Source organism: Chryseobacterium sp. CFS15 (genome assembly GCF_031118795.1).
Classification (GTDB): domain Bacteria; phylum Bacteroidota; class Bacteroidia; order Flavobacteriales; family Weeksellaceae; genus Chryseobacterium; species Chryseobacterium indoltheticum.
Map to the genome: position 1 here is coordinate 20,458 of NZ_JAVHYL010000012.1, position 15,031 is coordinate 35,488.

The 15,031-nt window shown below is 37.2% G+C and carries 21 protein-coding genes; 20 read left to right on the plus strand and 1 reads right to left on the minus strand.

Going from position 1 to position 15,031, the window contains the following annotated elements:
• Positions 1 to 13 precede the first annotated feature (13 nt).
• From OH814_RS16990 to OH814_RS17080, 20 genes are all read left to right on the plus strand, one after another.
• Complete coding sequence (locus OH814_RS16990) at positions 14 to 1,237, plus strand: alpha/beta fold hydrolase (RefSeq protein ID WP_308828976.1); 1,224 nt, start codon at positions 14 to 16, stop codon at positions 1,235 to 1,237.
• 26 nt (positions 1,238 to 1,263) lie between these two features.
• On the plus strand, positions 1,264 to 1,662 hold the full coding sequence (locus OH814_RS16995) for a heme-binding protein (RefSeq protein ID WP_308829067.1): 399 nt from the start codon (positions 1,264 to 1,266) through the stop codon (positions 1,660 to 1,662).
• 105 nt (positions 1,663 to 1,767) lie between these two features.
• The gene (locus tag OH814_RS17000) at positions 1,768 to 2,577 is read left to right on the plus strand and encodes an SDR family oxidoreductase (protein ID WP_308828977.1); all 810 of its coding nucleotides are present in this window, start codon (positions 1,768 to 1,770) and stop codon (positions 2,575 to 2,577) included.
• 54 nt (positions 2,578 to 2,631) lie between these two features.
• Complete coding sequence (locus OH814_RS17005; protein ID WP_279195001.1) at positions 2,632 to 3,111, plus strand: hypothetical protein; 480 nt, start codon at positions 2,632 to 2,634, stop codon at positions 3,109 to 3,111.
• 237 nt (positions 3,112 to 3,348) lie between these two features.
• Positions 3,349 to 3,711, plus strand: a complete 363-nt coding sequence (locus OH814_RS17010) for a DUF417 family protein (protein ID WP_308828978.1) — start codon at positions 3,349 to 3,351, stop codon at positions 3,709 to 3,711.
• A gap of 116 nt (positions 3,712 to 3,827) precedes the next feature.
• Positions 3,828 to 4,163 carry a cupin domain-containing protein gene (locus OH814_RS17015; protein ID WP_308828979.1) on the plus strand — a complete coding sequence of 112 codons (336 nt, stop codon included), beginning with the start codon at positions 3,828 to 3,830 and terminating at the stop codon, positions 4,161 to 4,163.
• Positions 4,164 to 4,180: 17 nt separating this feature from the next.
• Positions 4,181 to 4,768, plus strand: coding sequence for a carboxymuconolactone decarboxylase family protein (locus OH814_RS17020; protein WP_308828980.1), 588 nt, complete (start codon positions 4,181 to 4,183; stop codon positions 4,766 to 4,768).
• A gap of 10 nt (positions 4,769 to 4,778) precedes the next feature.
• On the plus strand, positions 4,779 to 5,279 hold the full coding sequence (locus OH814_RS17025) for a redoxin domain-containing protein (protein ID WP_308828981.1): 501 nt from the start codon (positions 4,779 to 4,781) through the stop codon (positions 5,277 to 5,279).
• Between the two features lie 44 nt (positions 5,280 to 5,323).
• Positions 5,324 to 5,848 (plus strand): peptide-methionine (S)-S-oxide reductase, encoded by a 525-nt coding sequence (locus OH814_RS17030; protein ID WP_308828982.1) that lies wholly within the window; start codon positions 5,324 to 5,326, stop codon positions 5,846 to 5,848.
• A gap of 20 nt (positions 5,849 to 5,868) precedes the next feature.
• A complete protein-coding gene (locus OH814_RS17035) occupies positions 5,869 to 6,408 on the plus strand; it encodes a hypothetical protein (protein WP_308828983.1) in 540 nt (179 codons plus the stop codon).
• Positions 6,409 to 6,472: 64 nt separating this feature from the next.
• Positions 6,473 to 6,754, plus strand: a complete 282-nt coding sequence (locus tag OH814_RS17040) for a DUF427 domain-containing protein (RefSeq protein ID WP_308828984.1) — start codon at positions 6,473 to 6,475, stop codon at positions 6,752 to 6,754.
• 94 nt (positions 6,755 to 6,848) lie between these two features.
• Complete coding sequence (locus OH814_RS17045) at positions 6,849 to 8,216, plus strand: mercuric reductase (protein WP_308828985.1); 1,368 nt, start codon at positions 6,849 to 6,851, stop codon at positions 8,214 to 8,216.
• Positions 8,217 to 8,232: 16 nt separating this feature from the next.
• Positions 8,233 to 9,726, plus strand: a complete 1,494-nt coding sequence (locus OH814_RS17050) for a BCCT family transporter (RefSeq protein ID WP_308828986.1) — start codon at positions 8,233 to 8,235, stop codon at positions 9,724 to 9,726.
• Between the two features lie 46 nt (positions 9,727 to 9,772).
• Positions 9,773 to 10,390 carry a hypothetical protein gene (locus OH814_RS17055; RefSeq protein ID WP_308828987.1) on the plus strand — a complete coding sequence of 206 codons (618 nt, stop codon included), beginning with the start codon at positions 9,773 to 9,775 and terminating at the stop codon, positions 10,388 to 10,390.
• Positions 10,335 to 10,604: a helix-turn-helix domain-containing protein gene (locus tag OH814_RS20685; protein WP_374990585.1), complete on the plus strand. Its 270-nt coding sequence runs from the start codon at positions 10,335 to 10,337 to the stop codon at positions 10,602 to 10,604. Before OH814_RS17055 ends, OH814_RS20685 begins: the two co-directional genes overlap by 56 nt.
• A 273-nt stretch (positions 10,605 to 10,877) precedes the next feature.
• Entirely contained in the window at positions 10,878 to 11,102 is a 225-nt protein-coding gene (locus OH814_RS17060; protein WP_308828988.1) for a hypothetical protein, read from the plus strand.
• A 108-nt stretch (positions 11,103 to 11,210) separates the two neighbouring features.
• Entirely contained in the window at positions 11,211 to 11,669 is a 459-nt protein-coding gene (gene msrB, locus OH814_RS17065; protein WP_308828989.1) for a peptide-methionine (R)-S-oxide reductase MsrB, read from the plus strand.
• Positions 11,670 to 11,755: 86 nt separating this feature from the next.
• Positions 11,756 to 12,238: a TlpA disulfide reductase family protein gene (locus OH814_RS17070; RefSeq protein ID WP_308828990.1), complete on the plus strand. Its 483-nt coding sequence runs from the start codon at positions 11,756 to 11,758 to the stop codon at positions 12,236 to 12,238.
• A 67-nt stretch (positions 12,239 to 12,305) separates the two neighbouring features.
• Positions 12,306 to 12,803: a peptide-methionine (S)-S-oxide reductase MsrA gene (gene msrA / locus OH814_RS17075; RefSeq protein ID WP_308828991.1), complete on the plus strand. Its 498-nt coding sequence runs from the start codon at positions 12,306 to 12,308 to the stop codon at positions 12,801 to 12,803.
• A gap of 183 nt (positions 12,804 to 12,986) precedes the next feature.
• The gene (locus OH814_RS17080; RefSeq protein WP_308828992.1) at positions 12,987 to 13,946 is read left to right on the plus strand and encodes a CorA family divalent cation transporter; all 960 of its coding nucleotides are present in this window, start codon (positions 12,987 to 12,989) and stop codon (positions 13,944 to 13,946) included.
• Positions 13,947 to 14,470: 524 nt separating this feature from the next.
• Here OH814_RS17080 and OH814_RS17085 read toward each other — a convergent pair.
• Positions 14,471 to 14,812 (minus strand): hypothetical protein, encoded by a 342-nt coding sequence (locus OH814_RS17085; RefSeq protein ID WP_308828993.1) that lies wholly within the window; start codon positions 14,810 to 14,812, stop codon positions 14,471 to 14,473.
• Positions 14,813 to 15,031: the final 219 nt, after the last annotated feature.

Consider the following 15,031-nt stretch of genomic DNA (forward strand, 5'->3'; position numbering starts at 1 on the left):
AAAAAGATAAAACATGAATAAAACGAGACTTGAAATCATTAACAAACGAGGTAATAAGCTTTGCGCTTACTTGGAACTTCCCGCCAACCAGAAGCCCCATTCCTACGCCATTTTTGCCCATTGCTTTACCTGCAACAGCACTTTAGCCCCGGTGCGAAACATTAGCAGAACCCTTACCAATTACGGTTTTGGCGTGGTTCGGTTCGATTTTATGGGATTGGGCTACAGCGAGGGCGAATTTGCAGAAAGTCATTTTTCGGGCAATATAGAAGATCTTGTTTCGGTAAGTGATTACCTCGGCGAGCACTTTAAGGCACCCTCACTTTTAGTAGGACATTCTTTGGGCGGTGCAGCAGCCATTGTGGCGGCATCCCAATTGGAAAACATTAAAGCAGTAGCCACCATTGGTGCGCCTGCTTCAGTATCGCATGCGAAACGCCTGTTTTCCGAACAAGTAGATTTGGAAAGCAAAGCGCCTGTTGAAGTGAAAATTGAAGGTCGCCCCTTTAAGATTAATGCCCAATTTGTAAAAGATTTTGACAAAACGGATTTATTAGCGATTGTAAAATCACTTCGCAAACCCTTACTTATCATGCACGCTCCTCACGACAACAGCGTAGGTATCGAAAATGCCCGTGAGTTGTACCACGCTGCTTTTCACCCTAAAAACTTCATCAGTTTAGACGGTGCCGATCATTTATTGACCAGTAGCAAAGACAGTCAATATGCGGGGGATATGATTGGTACATGGGCAAAGCGTTATTTTGGAGAAGCAGAAAACGAAATGCTCGACACCAAGGGCGAACAACTGGTGGCGCATATAAACGTAAAGGAAGACAAATTCACTACCTTGATGCAAACCCGCAAGCACAGCCTTATTGCCGATGAGCCAGAAAGCTTTGGAGGTAACGATTTGGGGCCAGTGCCTTACGATTTTCTAAGTGCGGCTTTGGCCTCTTGCTCGGTGCTGACCGTAAAATTGTATGCCGAAAGAAAAGGATGGGACTTGCAGGAAGTGTATGCCTACATCACCTATTCTAAAAAGCACAGCGACGACCTGATGATTGATGTTGAAAAGCCGGGAAACATAGACCATCTTTCGAAAAAATTGAAGCTTATCGGAAACCTAACCGAAGAACAACGCATCCGATTAACCGAAATAGCCGCTAAATGCCCGGTACACAAAACCTTAACCGGAAACGTGGTGATCGAAACAGAAAGAATAGAAGCCGAATAATCTTATCACTTTTAAAAAATATAAAAATGGACATTACATTAGAACAAGCAGAAAAAATAGTAGCCGCTGCTAAAACAAAGGCTAAAGAAATGGATACATTAATGAATATTGCAGTAGTAGATCGCGGTGCGCACCTCGTGGCATTTGCAAGGATGGATGGTGCATGGCTGGGCTCTTTGGATATCGCCATAAAAAAAGCAAAAACGGCCAGGTTATTCGATATAAATACGGGCGATATCGGAGCATTATCGCAACCGGGAGCCTCCCTGTACAATATCGAACTTTCCAATGGAGGGCTCATTACCTTTCCCGGAGGTGTGCCCCTTAAAAATGCTTCGGGAGAAATTATCGGCGCAATAGGCGTAAGCGGAAGTTCGGTAGAAAACGACCATGCAGTTGCCGAAGCCGGATCTTTAGCTTTGTAAGATTACCTTGTAATTCAGAGATGATGTTGGTGAATTTAGAAATGAAGTAAATCATCCATCAAAACAATATTTAAAACAGATAAACAAATAATAAAAACATAAATTATGCAAAAAATTAATTTCGCTGATAAATCGCTACACGAATTATACTCTTTAAAAGGCAGAAACGCCGTAGTAACAGGTGCTGCACAAGGAATTGGTCTGGCCATTGCAAAACGGCTGGCAGAAGCAGGCGCCAATGTAATACTTACCGACTTACAGGAAGATGTGGTTAAAAAGGCAGCCGCCGATCTTGCAAAAGCATACGGAGTAAAAACAATAGGCATTGCCTACAACGTCGCCGACACGGCAAAAGCCACCGAAATTGCCGCACTTGCACAAAAAGAATGGGGCAGCCTCGACATCTGGGTAAACAATGCAGGCGTATTTCCCGTAATGAGCGCCCTGGATATTGGCGATAAGGAATACGACTTTTTAATGAATATCAACTTGCGTGGAGCCTTTGCCGGCGCAAGAGAGGCCGCAAAACTGATGCAGTACAACACCGATGGCGGTGTAATTATCAATATGAATTCTATTTCGGGTCTTAAAGCGGCTACCAACTCAGCACATTATGTAGCATCCAAACACGCCATTTACGGCTTTACCAAAGCCTTCGCACGTGACCTTGCCAAATTCAACATCCGTGTGTTGGCCGTGGCGCCCACACTGGTGCAAACCCCTGCTGTTGAACATTTAGAGCACGACAGTAAAAGTGCTGAAGAAGCCCTGGAACACATCAGGCTAAATATCCCGTTAGGAAGGGCTGCCGAGCCGGATGATATTGCAAGGGTGGTACTGTTTGCCGCATCGGATATGGCTGCTTTTATGACAGGTAGTATGTTGGTGGTTGATGGCGGCGATATGGTGCTGTAAAGATGCCATGAGCAATTATATACTTGAAATAATTGGACAGATCAAAACGATAATATGAGAAAAATAGTTCTATTTTTAATTATGTTGAGCCTCCCGCTTACAGGATTTTCACAACAAGAAAAAAATGGAGGATTCGAAAAAGGTGTTTGGGAATTCAGTCCATCTATAATATACAGTTACGCCCCCTCTCTGTCGGAAGGCTTGCTCAAAACAGAGTTTCACGTTACGTATTGGGTTAATGAAGAATGGGGCGGTGGGCTTTCTTACACGCATAAATTTATCAACTCGGCAGAAGTTAATGATGATTTAGCCTTGATTGGCTCATGGAATGCCAATCGTTTTCTCACACTTCATTTAGGACTGAATTACACTATTCCCAAAAAAGAAGGAGAGAATGGTTTTTTCGGTATTTATAATGAAGCTGAAATTAATTTCAGACCCAAAAAGTGGTTTTCTTTTGGTCCCGTTGTCGGTTCAGTCCTTTCTAAAAGAACAGAACTGTATGGCGGACTGCACTTGGCGTTTGAGTTTTAACTGAAGTGGTTATCAATAAATAGCACTTTTAAGAATAAATAAATTATTATTTATCATGATAACAACAATTATATTTTTTTTCCTGCAAACAACAAAACGAAACAGGAAACATCAACCACTGAAAATAAGCCCTCGACTCAAACTATGTTGAATATCAATTGATAAATTCGCCGGTTTGCTTCCTGATGTGGAGTAAGCCAATAGTATAATAAAAAATCAACTAAAAAAAATAAAGCTATGAATGGAACTTTACAATCAAAAATATATAAAGTTGGATATTACATCTCACTTTTAGGAACGGTAGCGATTTTGCTTTGGATAGCACTTTTAAAATTTACGCCCCCGGAAGCAAATGGCATTAAGGTGTTGGTAGAAAACAGTCCGTTCACTTCGTGGATGTATGATATATGGTCTGTTTCAACAACAGCTAAAATTATCGGTGTTTCGGAAATCATAATCGTTGCCTTAATTATTTTAAGTATCTGGTTTTCAAAACTTAGAATTTATGCTACACTTGGTATGACGGCTATGTTTCTGGTAACGATTAGTTTTTGGTTTACCACCCCTGCTCCTGGTGGGTTGGTGGGTGGCTACAAATAGTTGACGGATTGCCTATGCCTAATGCCAATAGGCTTAAAGACATTATGTTTTTAGGTTTTGGACTGATGCTGATTAATTTTCCTAAAAATAAACAATCAATTTAAAATAAATAAGCAATGGAAAAACAATATAAAAAGTACAAACTAAACGAATTTGTAACACTACAAGTGCTTTCGTACACAGACGAAATGATGGTGGCCAAATTATGGTTCAGTGGCAAAGGCTTTGACGGTACGCACCACCACAGCAATCAAGAAGTGAACATCGTAACTGCCGGAGAGTTTGAAGCCACAAACGGCAGTCAAAAAACACAAGTACATTCCGGACAAGCAGTAACCGTACCTTCCAACTTTGAACACAATATGGAGTGCCTGTCGCCCACCGGCGAAATGATTACGGTATGGACACCGGCAAGACAGGATATTATCGAGAAATACACAGGAGAAGAATAATCTAAAGCAAACAAACAATGAATAAATTAATACTATTTACGCTAATTTTTATGGCTTTAAACATCACTACAAAAGCACAAAATGATATGAACGAGAAAAACAAAACCGAGAAGAAAAACATCGTCAACCAGTCCTTTGGTAAAATCGATTTTAAGAAAAAACTTTATGACGGAAACGTAACCAATTATCTGGACCTGCCTACGCAAATTGCCAAAAAATACGGCTCGTTCAGCTATGCCGATTTGCCGCTCGATCGTCAAATTGCAGAGCAGGTTCGCCTTTGGGCTTCCATTCGCTACAAGTGCAGTTATTGCACGGTTTTTCACACTAATGATGCAAGAAATACGGGAATAGATACTCATAAAGTTGATAATATCATGGCGTATAACCAAAGTGATCTTTTTTCAGCAAAAGAAAAAGCAGCGCTGAATTATGCTTCCGCCATTTCGTATGTGGATTATGAAAAACTGCCTGCCGCAACTGCCGAAGTAAAGAAATATTTTAACGAAGCCGAAATTGAAACTATTATTATGTGTACGCTTTTAATGGATATTTGGGCAAGAATATTTGCGGTACAGGGCAACACACCTTATTACACGCAATAAAAGGATAGTGATGGAAAATAATTCAGACCTAAATCAAATCAGTATTGGAGAACCACTTCCCGATTGGACGTTGGAAAGTATTTTTGGAGATGCTGTTCCCGATAAAGAAGATTTCAAAGGAAAGCCCTTATTGATTTTGATATTCAGCTTCGGTTGTCCGGGATGTGTGGGCAGAGCCATTCCTTTTGCCAATCGCAATGTGTATGAAAAGGGCGAAAAGCTAGATGTATTGGGCATTCACAGCAATTTTGAAGGCGTAGATTTTCCGGCAGAACAATTCCAAAAACACAAGGAAGAACTGTTTATTCGCTTTCCGTTTTATAAGGATTTTAAGTTTAATACTACATTTTTAGAATATGGTGCGGGCGGAACACCACATTGGGTAGTAGTTAATAAAAACGGCATTGTGGAGTATTCAATTTTTGGCTCTGACCCTAATAATGCACTGCTCCGTTTGGGGTATTTGATAGATGAATTAACAGAAGAGGATCCATCTGAGAAGAAGCAATAAGAAAAGCACAATTAAAAAATTGAAGTAAATTGATTAACAAAAAAATGGAAAAACCAGACGAAAAAATAGCATTTGGAGGAAGCTGTCACTGGTGTACAGAAGCCATTTTTCAATCGTTGATTGGGGTAAAAGTGGTAGAACAAGGTTTTGTAGCGACCAATACTGGTTTGGAAGATTTTTCCGAAGCGGTAATTGTGCATTTCAACCCGGAGGAAATTTCACTTAAAGTTCTCATTGAAATACATTTAAGAACGCATAGCAGCACCGTTATGCACGGCAGGAGATACCTTTACCGATCGGCTGTTTATACCTTTTCTGCAAATCAAGAATTGGAAGCGAAAGCTATTCTGAAAAAATTACAAAGTGAGTTTGCAGAACAAATCATTACCCAAGTGTTTCCGTTCGGAGCCTTTAAACGCTCTCGTCAGGAGATACTTGATTATTATTACTCCAATCCCCAAAAGCCATTTTGTAAAAACAATATTGACCCGAAGCTGAAGTTTCTGCTAAAAGAATTTGCTGATGTAACAGATAAGGAAAGGCTGCAACATTTGAACGAAAATTATTAATTCAATAAAAAAAGAGAATGATGAACAATCCAAAAGATTTAGTAAGCACCATTGCCGATTTAAACAGGCAAGGCTATACACACGAGTTTAGAATTAAAAACAAGCAATTGTTTTCTGACCAACTAAATAAAGGATTTGGGATGGAAGCCTTTAGCATTGACGATTTGTACACATTTAGCACAGATGTAGAAAACGATGGAAGTGAACTCTTGTTTGCTATCACACTTACGGGCGAAAACATCAAAGGATTTTTGGTAGATGCCTATTCTGCCCTCGAAACTGTAGAAGCAAGCGAAGTACGAGAAAAGTTTAATGCCAACAATGCACATATTCATCATTTAAGTGATGCGGAAACCAAATACGGCCTGCCTCGTGTGAAAAAAGAAGTATTCAATAAGTCACCTGATCGGTATATATTCCGCATCGGTTTTCCCGATTTTCCGACCTGTCCATTTGGCAATAAATTTGAGGCACTTGGTTGGGATACAAAAGATGAGAAGTATGTATGGCTGGTTTCAAGCATTATAAAGGACAATAGATTGGTACGAAAGCAGTATTAAACTTGATTCTTTTAAAAAAACAATGTGGTTGAAAGCATCATCAAAATAATTAAAAAACAGCATTGTGAAAGCAGTATTCAACAACGTAATTATCGCAGAAAGCGACGAAACTATTGTAGTAGAGGGCAACCACTATTTTCCGCCACAAAGCTTGAAAATGGAATATTTTACAGCATCCGAACACCAAAGCGCCTGCCCCTGGAAAGGATTAGCTTCTTATTACTCGGTAAATGTAGATGGCAAAACAGATGCTAATGCCGCCTGGTATTATAAATCGCCATCAGAAGCCGCAAAGCAAATAAAAGACCACGTTGCTTTTTGGAAAGGCGTAAAAGTGAGCGAGTAAAACTTAAAAATATAGAAATTTTAAACACATAGAGACATAGGCTACACCGGAAAAAAACTATGTCCCTATGTGGTTAAAGTGTAAAAAACAAAAAATGATTCAATACGATTACATTATCATAGGTTCCGGTCAGGCCGGTACACCGTTGGCTTTCAGTCTAGCCAAAAGCGGACGTGTTGCCATTATTGAGAAAGGTCAATTGGGTGGAAATTGTGTCAACAACGGCTGTATTCCTACAAAAACATATATAGCAAGTGCTCGAAAAATGTGGGACATATCGCACGCCAATGATTACGGGATAGACCTTCCGCAGTCCGGAAAGGCGAATATGCGAAAAATAAAAGAACGCAAAGAAGCCATTATCGGAGCAGACCGCAACGGCATAGAAAAAGGGTTTCAGGACGATAAAAACATCACGCTTTACAGAGGCGAAGCACATTTTGTAAACGATTATGAAATAGCTGTAAACGGCGAAACATTAACCGCCAAAAACATTTTTATCAATGTAGGCAGCCGACCGCGTGTACCGGAAATGTATCAGCATACGCCTTATTTCACCAACGAAAATATTTTGCAAACCACCGAACTGCCCGAGCATTTAGTCATTATTGGCGGCAGCTTTATTGGTGTTGAATTTGCACAAATGTTTAAACGCTTTGGTAGTAAAGTAAGCATTGTAGAGCGTGGACCCCGATTGATAAAAGTTGAAGATAAAGATGTAAGTCAGGCGGTTGCCGATATTTTAAAATCAGACGGTATTGATATTATTTTTAACGCTGACAATATACAAACTTCGCTGAATAAGGACGGCTCCATTATCGTCAATGCCACTAAAGACAAATCGGTTTCGGTAACAGGATCACATATTTTACTTGCCATTGGTCGTATGCCCAACACCGACACTTTGCAATTGCAAAACACCAATATAAAAGTAAATGAAAGAGGCTTTGTTGAAGTAGATGATTATGGTCAAACCAATGTAGTGGGCGTTTTCGCTATGGGCGATTGCAATGGCAAAGGCGCTTTTACACATACCTCGTACCATGATTTTCAGGTAGTAGAGAATTTTTTATCCGGAGCAAAAACAAGAAAAATCAGCGACAGAATTACCACCTATGGTTTGTTTACCGATCCGCCACTGGGCAGGGTTGGAATGACAAAAGAAGAAGCATTACAAAAAGGGCATAAAGTTTTGCTGGCACACCGACCAATGACCAAAATAAACAGGGCTAAGGCAAAAGGAGAAACAAAGGGATTTATGCAAGCGATTATAGATGCCGACACCCAACTCTTTTTAGGTGCTTGCGTGTTGGGCGTTGGCGGCGATGAAATTATCAGTGCCCTCACCAACTTGATGTATGCCAAGCAGCCTTACACCATTTTGCGGGATGCCGTACACATTCATCCCACCGTAAGCGAATTGCTGCCCACTACGCTGGAAGATTTAACACCATTGAATTAAACAATAACAATATATTTTGATAAAAAGAACATTCTATCGGCTGCTGAAAAACAAAATCCTGTTTTACGGAATACTATTCGGGCTATTTTTCCTAATCGCCGGTATGGTCAATTCAGAAGCGTTAATTCATTTTTTAAATACCGGAAATAACAGCTTGCTGTCCGTATTCAGCAATTATTATTTGTTCGTTGGGGCTTTTATTGTAGTCGTATCACTTGTTATTTTATTTCTGCCGCTTGGCAAAAAAAGACTGGGCAATAAAAAACCCGAATACTCTTATTTTAGCTGGATAGCCTTGTTGTACAGTACCGGTATGGGATCTGGCTTGTTGTTAAGAGCCGTACAGGAGCCTGTGTATTATTTAAACAATCCGCCTGTTGCCACTGCCAATGCAGAAGTGCTGGCGCTGCAATACACTTTTTTCCATTGGGGTTTTACACCTTGGGCAATGTACAGTTTATTCGGGTTGATTGTAGCCTACAACCTTTATGTCAGAAAAGTACCCAATTTGCTGCACGCCCTTGTTCCCGCATCCAACAGCAATTATTTAAAAAACACAACCATTGTATTTATTGTATTGATTACCATAACCGGTGTCATAGCCTCGTTGGGGCTAGGTTCTGCACAACTTGTCGGCGGACTCAACCACACTTTCAATATAGAACTGGGCAACTACACACTGCTGGCAACGGTGCTGCTTATCGGTCTTATAGCTACCTTTTCAGCATTGACGGGCATCCAAAAAGTCATCAAATATTTAGCTGATTTTGACTTTGGTTTTTCTATTCTGCTGATGTTGTTCATTGCCTTGTTTTTAGATTTTGCCCCATTTTTTTCGCAGCTATTTACCGCAATGTATCAATACATCATTCATTTTTTTGAAATGAGTTTGTCTATTGGCGGTTATGAAACAAGTGAAAGTTTTACTAAAGAATGGACGGTTTTTTATTGGGCATTTTGGCTGGCGTGGGTTCCCTTTACAGGCATATTTATCGCCCGTATCTCAAAAGGAAGAACGGTAAGAGAATTTATAATTGCCACCATTTTGGTGCCCACTTTTGCTACGCTCATTTGGTTTTCGGTTTTTGCCAACAACGCCTTTGATGTATTGAGCCAAAGCAACACCGGGCAATTTGACAATTTATACACTTCGCTGTTTGTGTTTTTGGAAAATTACCCATTCTATCAGCTCACTTTTGTTATCGCCATATTATTGGTGCTCATTTCCATTATCAACTCGGTTGACTCTGCTGTTTTTGTATTGGGAATGTTGAGCGACAATGGAAATGAAAACCCTTCAAAAAACCACAAACTCATCTGGGGTGGAATTATTACCGCCACCGCCTTTGGTATTTCGGCATCCGGCACGAGCGATTTGTTAAACGCCATTAGCAACCTGCTGATTATTATGGCGCTGCCATTCAGCCTGCTATATCTGTATATTATTTGTAGATTTTTCACAACAATAGTAAATGAAAACAGCGAAGAACAATATGAAGATAAAGACTAGAATAATTCTCACTATTTTTAATTAAAAATTAAATCTTTAGTAAACTATGTTTACACAAAATATAAACGTCATCGACAGACTGCAAACCCCTTTTACACTTATGCCAAATGATCTGGATGAGGAATTGACCATTATATGGAATATAAGAGCGGTAAGCAATGTAAAAGTGGATGGCCACGAAATTGAAATAGGCAAAAACTGTATATTATTTGTTTCAGAATTTTATATGAAGCTCGAGGCTCTATCAGGAACATTTCGGGTAATTAAGTTCAATAAAACATTTATCAATCCTATCGACTCGCTCAAAAATACGGGGGAATATTTAATGATTTTTTATGGACTTCACACAGTGGATCATTTGCCAAAAATTATGTTAAACGAAAAAGAAGTTATTATTTTTGAAACACTGTGGCAGGATTTACTTTTAGAGATAACAAATATAAACAATCCTATCTCAGAAGCGTTGACGAGAAATTCTTTTCAGCGTTTCCTGTTACTCAGTCAAAAAAATCACGCAGTAACCGAATTTGATATCCCCATCGATTTTAAAGATTTGAGGCTGATCCGCGAATTTCAATATTTGGTAAACACTAACTTTAAAAGACCTAATGAAGGTTTCCGATTATGCAAGCATCTTAAAAATTTCTCCAAAAAAAATCGCTGAAGTATTTGGCTGTTGCTACAATAAGAAAGCAAGCGAACTAATTGCCGACCGGAGAAACTTATACGCCAAACGCCAATTGATGCACACCGATGAATTGATAAAAAACATCGCTTACGAATTGAATTTTTCAGATTCGCAGGCATTTTCACATTTCTTTAAAAAACAAAACAAAATGACGCCGGATGAATTCCGGACTAATAGCAAAACTGTTTAGTTTTTCTTTAATTTACTGAAAACCAAACACCAATTAGACATTTCCAAACACCCTATTCCGTCTCATTGCTTGTTATCTTTGCGTAATAAAAGAGGAAAAAAAGCTCATATTTCTTTTGAATTCTTTCAAGTGGTATTTCACCTTTTAGTAATACCAAGTTCTTAAAATTGTTTTGTAAATCGTAAAACTAAACACCAATTTCTGAAAGACAAACACCGGAACGATTTTCATTTGAGGTAAATTTGTATAAGTAAGAACTAAACACATAAGTATATGGAAAATCGAAATACTGAAGTAAGATTTGAGAACTTTGATAAACCTACTTCCAACAAATTTTCAGAAGAACTAAAAGCAAAACAAAAAGAAAATAGTGCGTATAAAGCAGATTGCCCAGCAGAAAGCTGTAAAAGATTAATCCCAAAATTCAGGCTTAGCTGGTGCAATGTTAAAACCATTATTATGCTTGGGATCATTATATATCTATGGTTGGCAAATTGATAAGAATTACAAAATTTTCATCAATCAGAAAACAAAACACTACCTGATGAAGGCAATTAAACGGATTCTATTTAAAGTAAATTGTATAATAAATTAAAATAAAAAATTATGATAAACTGGAATAATGTTATAAAATTCGCAACACACGGAAACCCTACACCCGATAGAAGAGTAGAAAAAACAGAGGAAGAATGGAAAAAAATCCTGACTCCGGAACAATTTAGAATTACCCGTCTAAAAGGGACAGAACGAGCCGGAAGTGGCGCTTTTTGTACCTCTCACGAAGCCGGCAAGTACAAATGCATTTGTTGTGAAAATGAACTATTCGACTCTACTATAAAATTTGAGTCGGGAACAGGATGGCCAAGCTTTACGCAACCTATCAGAGAAAATGCAATAAAGTATCACAAAGATAGTTCCTACGGAATGATTCGGGTGGAAGTAATGTGCAATAATTGCGACGGACATTTGGGACACGTTTTCCCGGATGGCCCAGAACCAAGCGGATTGAGGTATTGTATCAATTCAGAATCAATCGATTTGATAAGAACAGTAGCTTCAAACTAAAAATAGACCATTACCAATCGCTGAAACCTTGGTCGTAATGAAAACTATTACTGTTTTCAAAGGTTTAGCATAAAAATACTAAAGCAATGGATAATACACAAAATCAATTAATAAAAGCTCCGGAATTAAGAGTAGAACAATGGATAGATTCGCAAGGTTCCAAACTGGAAAATCCCATCAAATTATCCGATTATGAAGGAAAATATAAAGTTATATATTGTTTCCAGCATTGGTGCCCCGGTTGTCATAGTGTAGGGCTTCCGTCTTTGAAAAAGCTAGTTGATGCATTCGAAAACAGCGATAAGATTGCGTTTCTTGCTGTTCAAACTGTTTTTGAAGGAGCACACGCCAATACGTACGATAAAATTTTGGAAACACAGAAAAAATATGGATTAGAGATTCCGTTCGGGCACGATCCTGGAAAGGGAAGATCTACCATAATGGAAGATTACCACACCGGCGGAACGCCCTGGTTTATTTTTATAGATCAAGAAAACAACGTTGTATTCGCAGATTTTCACATCAATGTGGATGGTACAATAAAGTATTTAAAAGAAGTAACAAAATGATGAGAATCTAACGATAAGGTGGCCAAAAAAGGAAAATAAATTAGATAAACAAGTAAACATTTACAATATGGCAAACAGTAAAAAAGTATATATCGCAGGCGGATGCTTCTGGGGAATGGAAGATCTGTTCAGAACAAGAAAAGGAATTATTGACACCGAAGTAGGCTACATCGGAGGGGAAAACGAAAATCCCACCTATGGCAACCATCCCGGTCACGCAGAAGGCATTGAGATAACATACGACACGGCCGAAACTGATTTTAAAGAAATAGTAGATTATTTTTTCCGTATTCACAATCCTACTACAGTTGACAGACAAGGTAACGATAGAGGCTCGAGCTACCGATCAGCTATTTTTTTCCAAAATGACGAAGAAAAACAAATAGCCGAAGAAGTAATAGCTATCGTCAACAAATCAAACAAATGGGAAGGAAAAGTAGTAACCACACTGGAACCTTACACCAAATTTTGGCCCGCCGAGGATTATCATCAAGATTATCTGGTGAAAAACCCTAACGGATATACCTGCCACTTCGAGCGGTTTGGAACTTTTCTAGAAAAATAATACAAATCACCCTATAAATTTCTATGGGGTGATTTTTTTAGTAGATTTCTGAATAAATCGTAACAATTATATTGACACCAAAAGGTTTTATCCATTTGAAAATCAAAAAACTAACAGCTTTATTTATGATAATTTTACTATATTAGGTAGCATCATACTGCAACATAAAATAACGTTTAACAAATGATTGAAATATTACTTAAAAACAAAGAAATTATTAAGGTAAGTAGCACGAACGAAATTTTACCTGAACAGATGGATTTTTATGCCATTCAATTCATTGATTATACTGATCAGCAAATAAATTGGGCCGGAGAAAACTTCGGGATTAATTGTTCACTTATGAAGCGGTATGAAGATATCGAAATCAGTTCGCATTTTTTAGTAAAAAACAATCAGACGGCATTCCACATCTCTATCCCCTATTATTGTTCAAAAGAAGAAAACAAACTTGTGGAATCGCCAATATTCTTTATAATGAGTGATAGCGGTCTTTTTTTCTTTTCAAACTCTTCCATTGATCGATTTTTTAATTTAAAATACACTTATAAACTCAACGAGTTGCACGAAATATCAGATATGATAGAAATCCTGATGTTTCAGCTTGAATTTATTTCTGACTATTATGCTGATATTACCGAAAGCGAAGCAAAAAAAATAAAAGACCTTGCAAATTCTGTACTACTGAAAAATGAATCTTCTAAAAAAATTACAGATCTGATAACGACTTATAGTTTCAACAGTTTGCTTTTAAAAGAATCTTTAATCGAAACGATAAGAGTTTTTAACCTGTATAAGAAAAATATCCAAGATCAGGATTCACATACAAAAGAGCGCATAGAATCGGAATTAGATGATCTTGCCGTGATTTCTGACTATATTCAGTTCAATTTTGAGCGTTTGGATAATCTGCGGGGAAATATAAAAAACAAAATAGATCTGGAGCAGAATTATATATTTAAGGTACTTACAGTAATCACTTTATGCGTTTCCCTTCCTGCTTTAATTGCCGGAATATACGGAATGAATTTTAAAAATATCCCCGGACTGGATACAATATATGGGTATCCTATAACCGTAATAATAATGGTCGTTTCGGCTATTTTGCCTTATATTTATTTTAAGAAAAAAAAATGGTTGTGAATTATAAAATCACATATCCTAGAACAGATGAGGTTCATGCAGTACTTACAAATAGATAAAACCAACTTAAAATTTTTAATAAAATACTTACTCTCAATTTAAAAACTATTCTAATAAAATGCCGATAATGTAAAACTAAAAATGTGTAGACAAAATCAGAATAGGAGGATTCCTACTCTGATTTAATTATTTGGAATATTGTCAATTTTTTCAGAAGTATTTTATACTAACTCAAAGCCACAGACTTTGCATAGTGGAAGGGTACTATTCCGAATAATTGGTTTTTATTAAAACTAATTTTACTTTATCACTACAAACTCTTTTTAGATAAATATTTTCTTTTTCTAAAAAGCTTTTAATTTTTAGATTTAGACTTTCATTTATACATATTTTTAAAATATAGTATTTATCCTTTTTAAGAATGTATCCTTCTTGTTGTGAAAGATCATAAAAACGAGATTCACCTTCAAAATTAATTTTTGTTGATAATTTTATAGAATCATTTTTTTTATAATTCTAATGTATTATTTTAAAATATCCAATTGTAAGGAATTAGTATCATTCAAATTATTAATCTCAACATATTCATTTTTTATTTTGTCTAAGCTATCTAAAATTTTAGATTTATAATTAACATTTAGTAAGTTAGGCTCCATAGTTTTTTCATTCTCATAAATGGTAATTTTAGGATTAAACCATGTATTAATAATGAGACTATCTTTTTCACGTCTGAAAAAATCAGGATTACATAAGATCCTTATGTCTTTATTCGTCCTGTTTACAATATAATAATCTACAATATCAGTATTGTAAATTATTATATTATTTTTCACGCTTATATAAACCTTATTTATACTTCCAGCCATATTTCAAATATAATTGTTGTAACGCATCTCTTGTACCAAAAGTTAAAATTGCTCTAATAAAAACTTAGTAAAACCAGGTTTGCATGTTATCTACTGACCTTGTACAAGCAAGATCCTCGCGCCAGCTTAGAGAATTGGGTGTTTTGGATGCTTGAATTTTATATTGAAAACTCGCTTTTTTGTTATGGTTGAGATTTTTATTTCATTATGAATATACTC

Bases quoted from the DNA above. Each gene is read 5' to 3' on its own strand.
- msrA (WP_308828991.1), top strand. From the start codon at position 12,306: ATGGCAAACAGTAAAAAAGTATATATCGCAGGCGGATGCTTCTGGGGA.
- OH814_RS17005 (WP_279195001.1), top strand. From the start codon at position 2,632: ATGAGAAAAATAGTTCTATTTTTAATTATGTTGAGCCTCCCGCTTACA.
- OH814_RS16990 (WP_308828976.1), top strand. From the start codon at position 14: ATGAATAAAACGAGACTTGAAATCATTAACAAACGAGGTAATAAGCTT.
- OH814_RS17055 (WP_308828987.1), top strand. From the start codon at position 9,773: ATGTTTACACAAAATATAAACGTCATCGACAGACTGCAAACCCCTTTT.
- OH814_RS17070 (WP_308828990.1), top strand. From the start codon at position 11,756: ATGGATAATACACAAAATCAATTAATAAAAGCTCCGGAATTAAGAGTA.
- OH814_RS17085 (WP_308828993.1), bottom strand. From the start codon at position 14,812: ATGGCTGGAAGTATAAATAAGGTTTATATAAGCGTGAAAAATAATATA.
- OH814_RS16995 (WP_308829067.1), top strand. From the start codon at position 1,264: ATGGACATTACATTAGAACAAGCAGAAAAAATAGTAGCCGCTGCTAAA.
- OH814_RS20685 (WP_374990585.1), top strand. From the start codon at position 10,335: ATGAAGGTTTCCGATTATGCAAGCATCTTAAAAATTTCTCCAAAAAAA.
- OH814_RS17000 (WP_308828977.1), top strand. From the start codon at position 1,768: ATGCAAAAAATTAATTTCGCTGATAAATCGCTACACGAATTATACTCT.
- OH814_RS17015 (WP_308828979.1), top strand. From the start codon at position 3,828: ATGGAAAAACAATATAAAAAGTACAAACTAAACGAATTTGTAACACTA.
- OH814_RS17010 (WP_308828978.1), top strand. From the start codon at position 3,349: ATGAATGGAACTTTACAATCAAAAATATATAAAGTTGGATATTACATC.
- msrB (WP_308828989.1), top strand. From the start codon at position 11,211: ATGATAAACTGGAATAATGTTATAAAATTCGCAACACACGGAAACCCT.
- OH814_RS17020 (WP_308828980.1), top strand. From the start codon at position 4,181: ATGAATAAATTAATACTATTTACGCTAATTTTTATGGCTTTAAACATC.
- OH814_RS17025 (WP_308828981.1), top strand. From the start codon at position 4,779: ATGGAAAATAATTCAGACCTAAATCAAATCAGTATTGGAGAACCACTT.
- OH814_RS17030 (WP_308828982.1), top strand. From the start codon at position 5,324: ATGGAAAAACCAGACGAAAAAATAGCATTTGGAGGAAGCTGTCACTGG.
- OH814_RS17045 (WP_308828985.1), top strand. From the start codon at position 6,849: ATGATTCAATACGATTACATTATCATAGGTTCCGGTCAGGCCGGTACA.
- OH814_RS17035 (WP_308828983.1), top strand. From the start codon at position 5,869: ATGAACAATCCAAAAGATTTAGTAAGCACCATTGCCGATTTAAACAGG.
- OH814_RS17060 (WP_308828988.1), top strand. From the start codon at position 10,878: ATGGAAAATCGAAATACTGAAGTAAGATTTGAGAACTTTGATAAACCT.
- OH814_RS17080 (WP_308828992.1), top strand. From the start codon at position 12,987: ATGATTGAAATATTACTTAAAAACAAAGAAATTATTAAGGTAAGTAGC.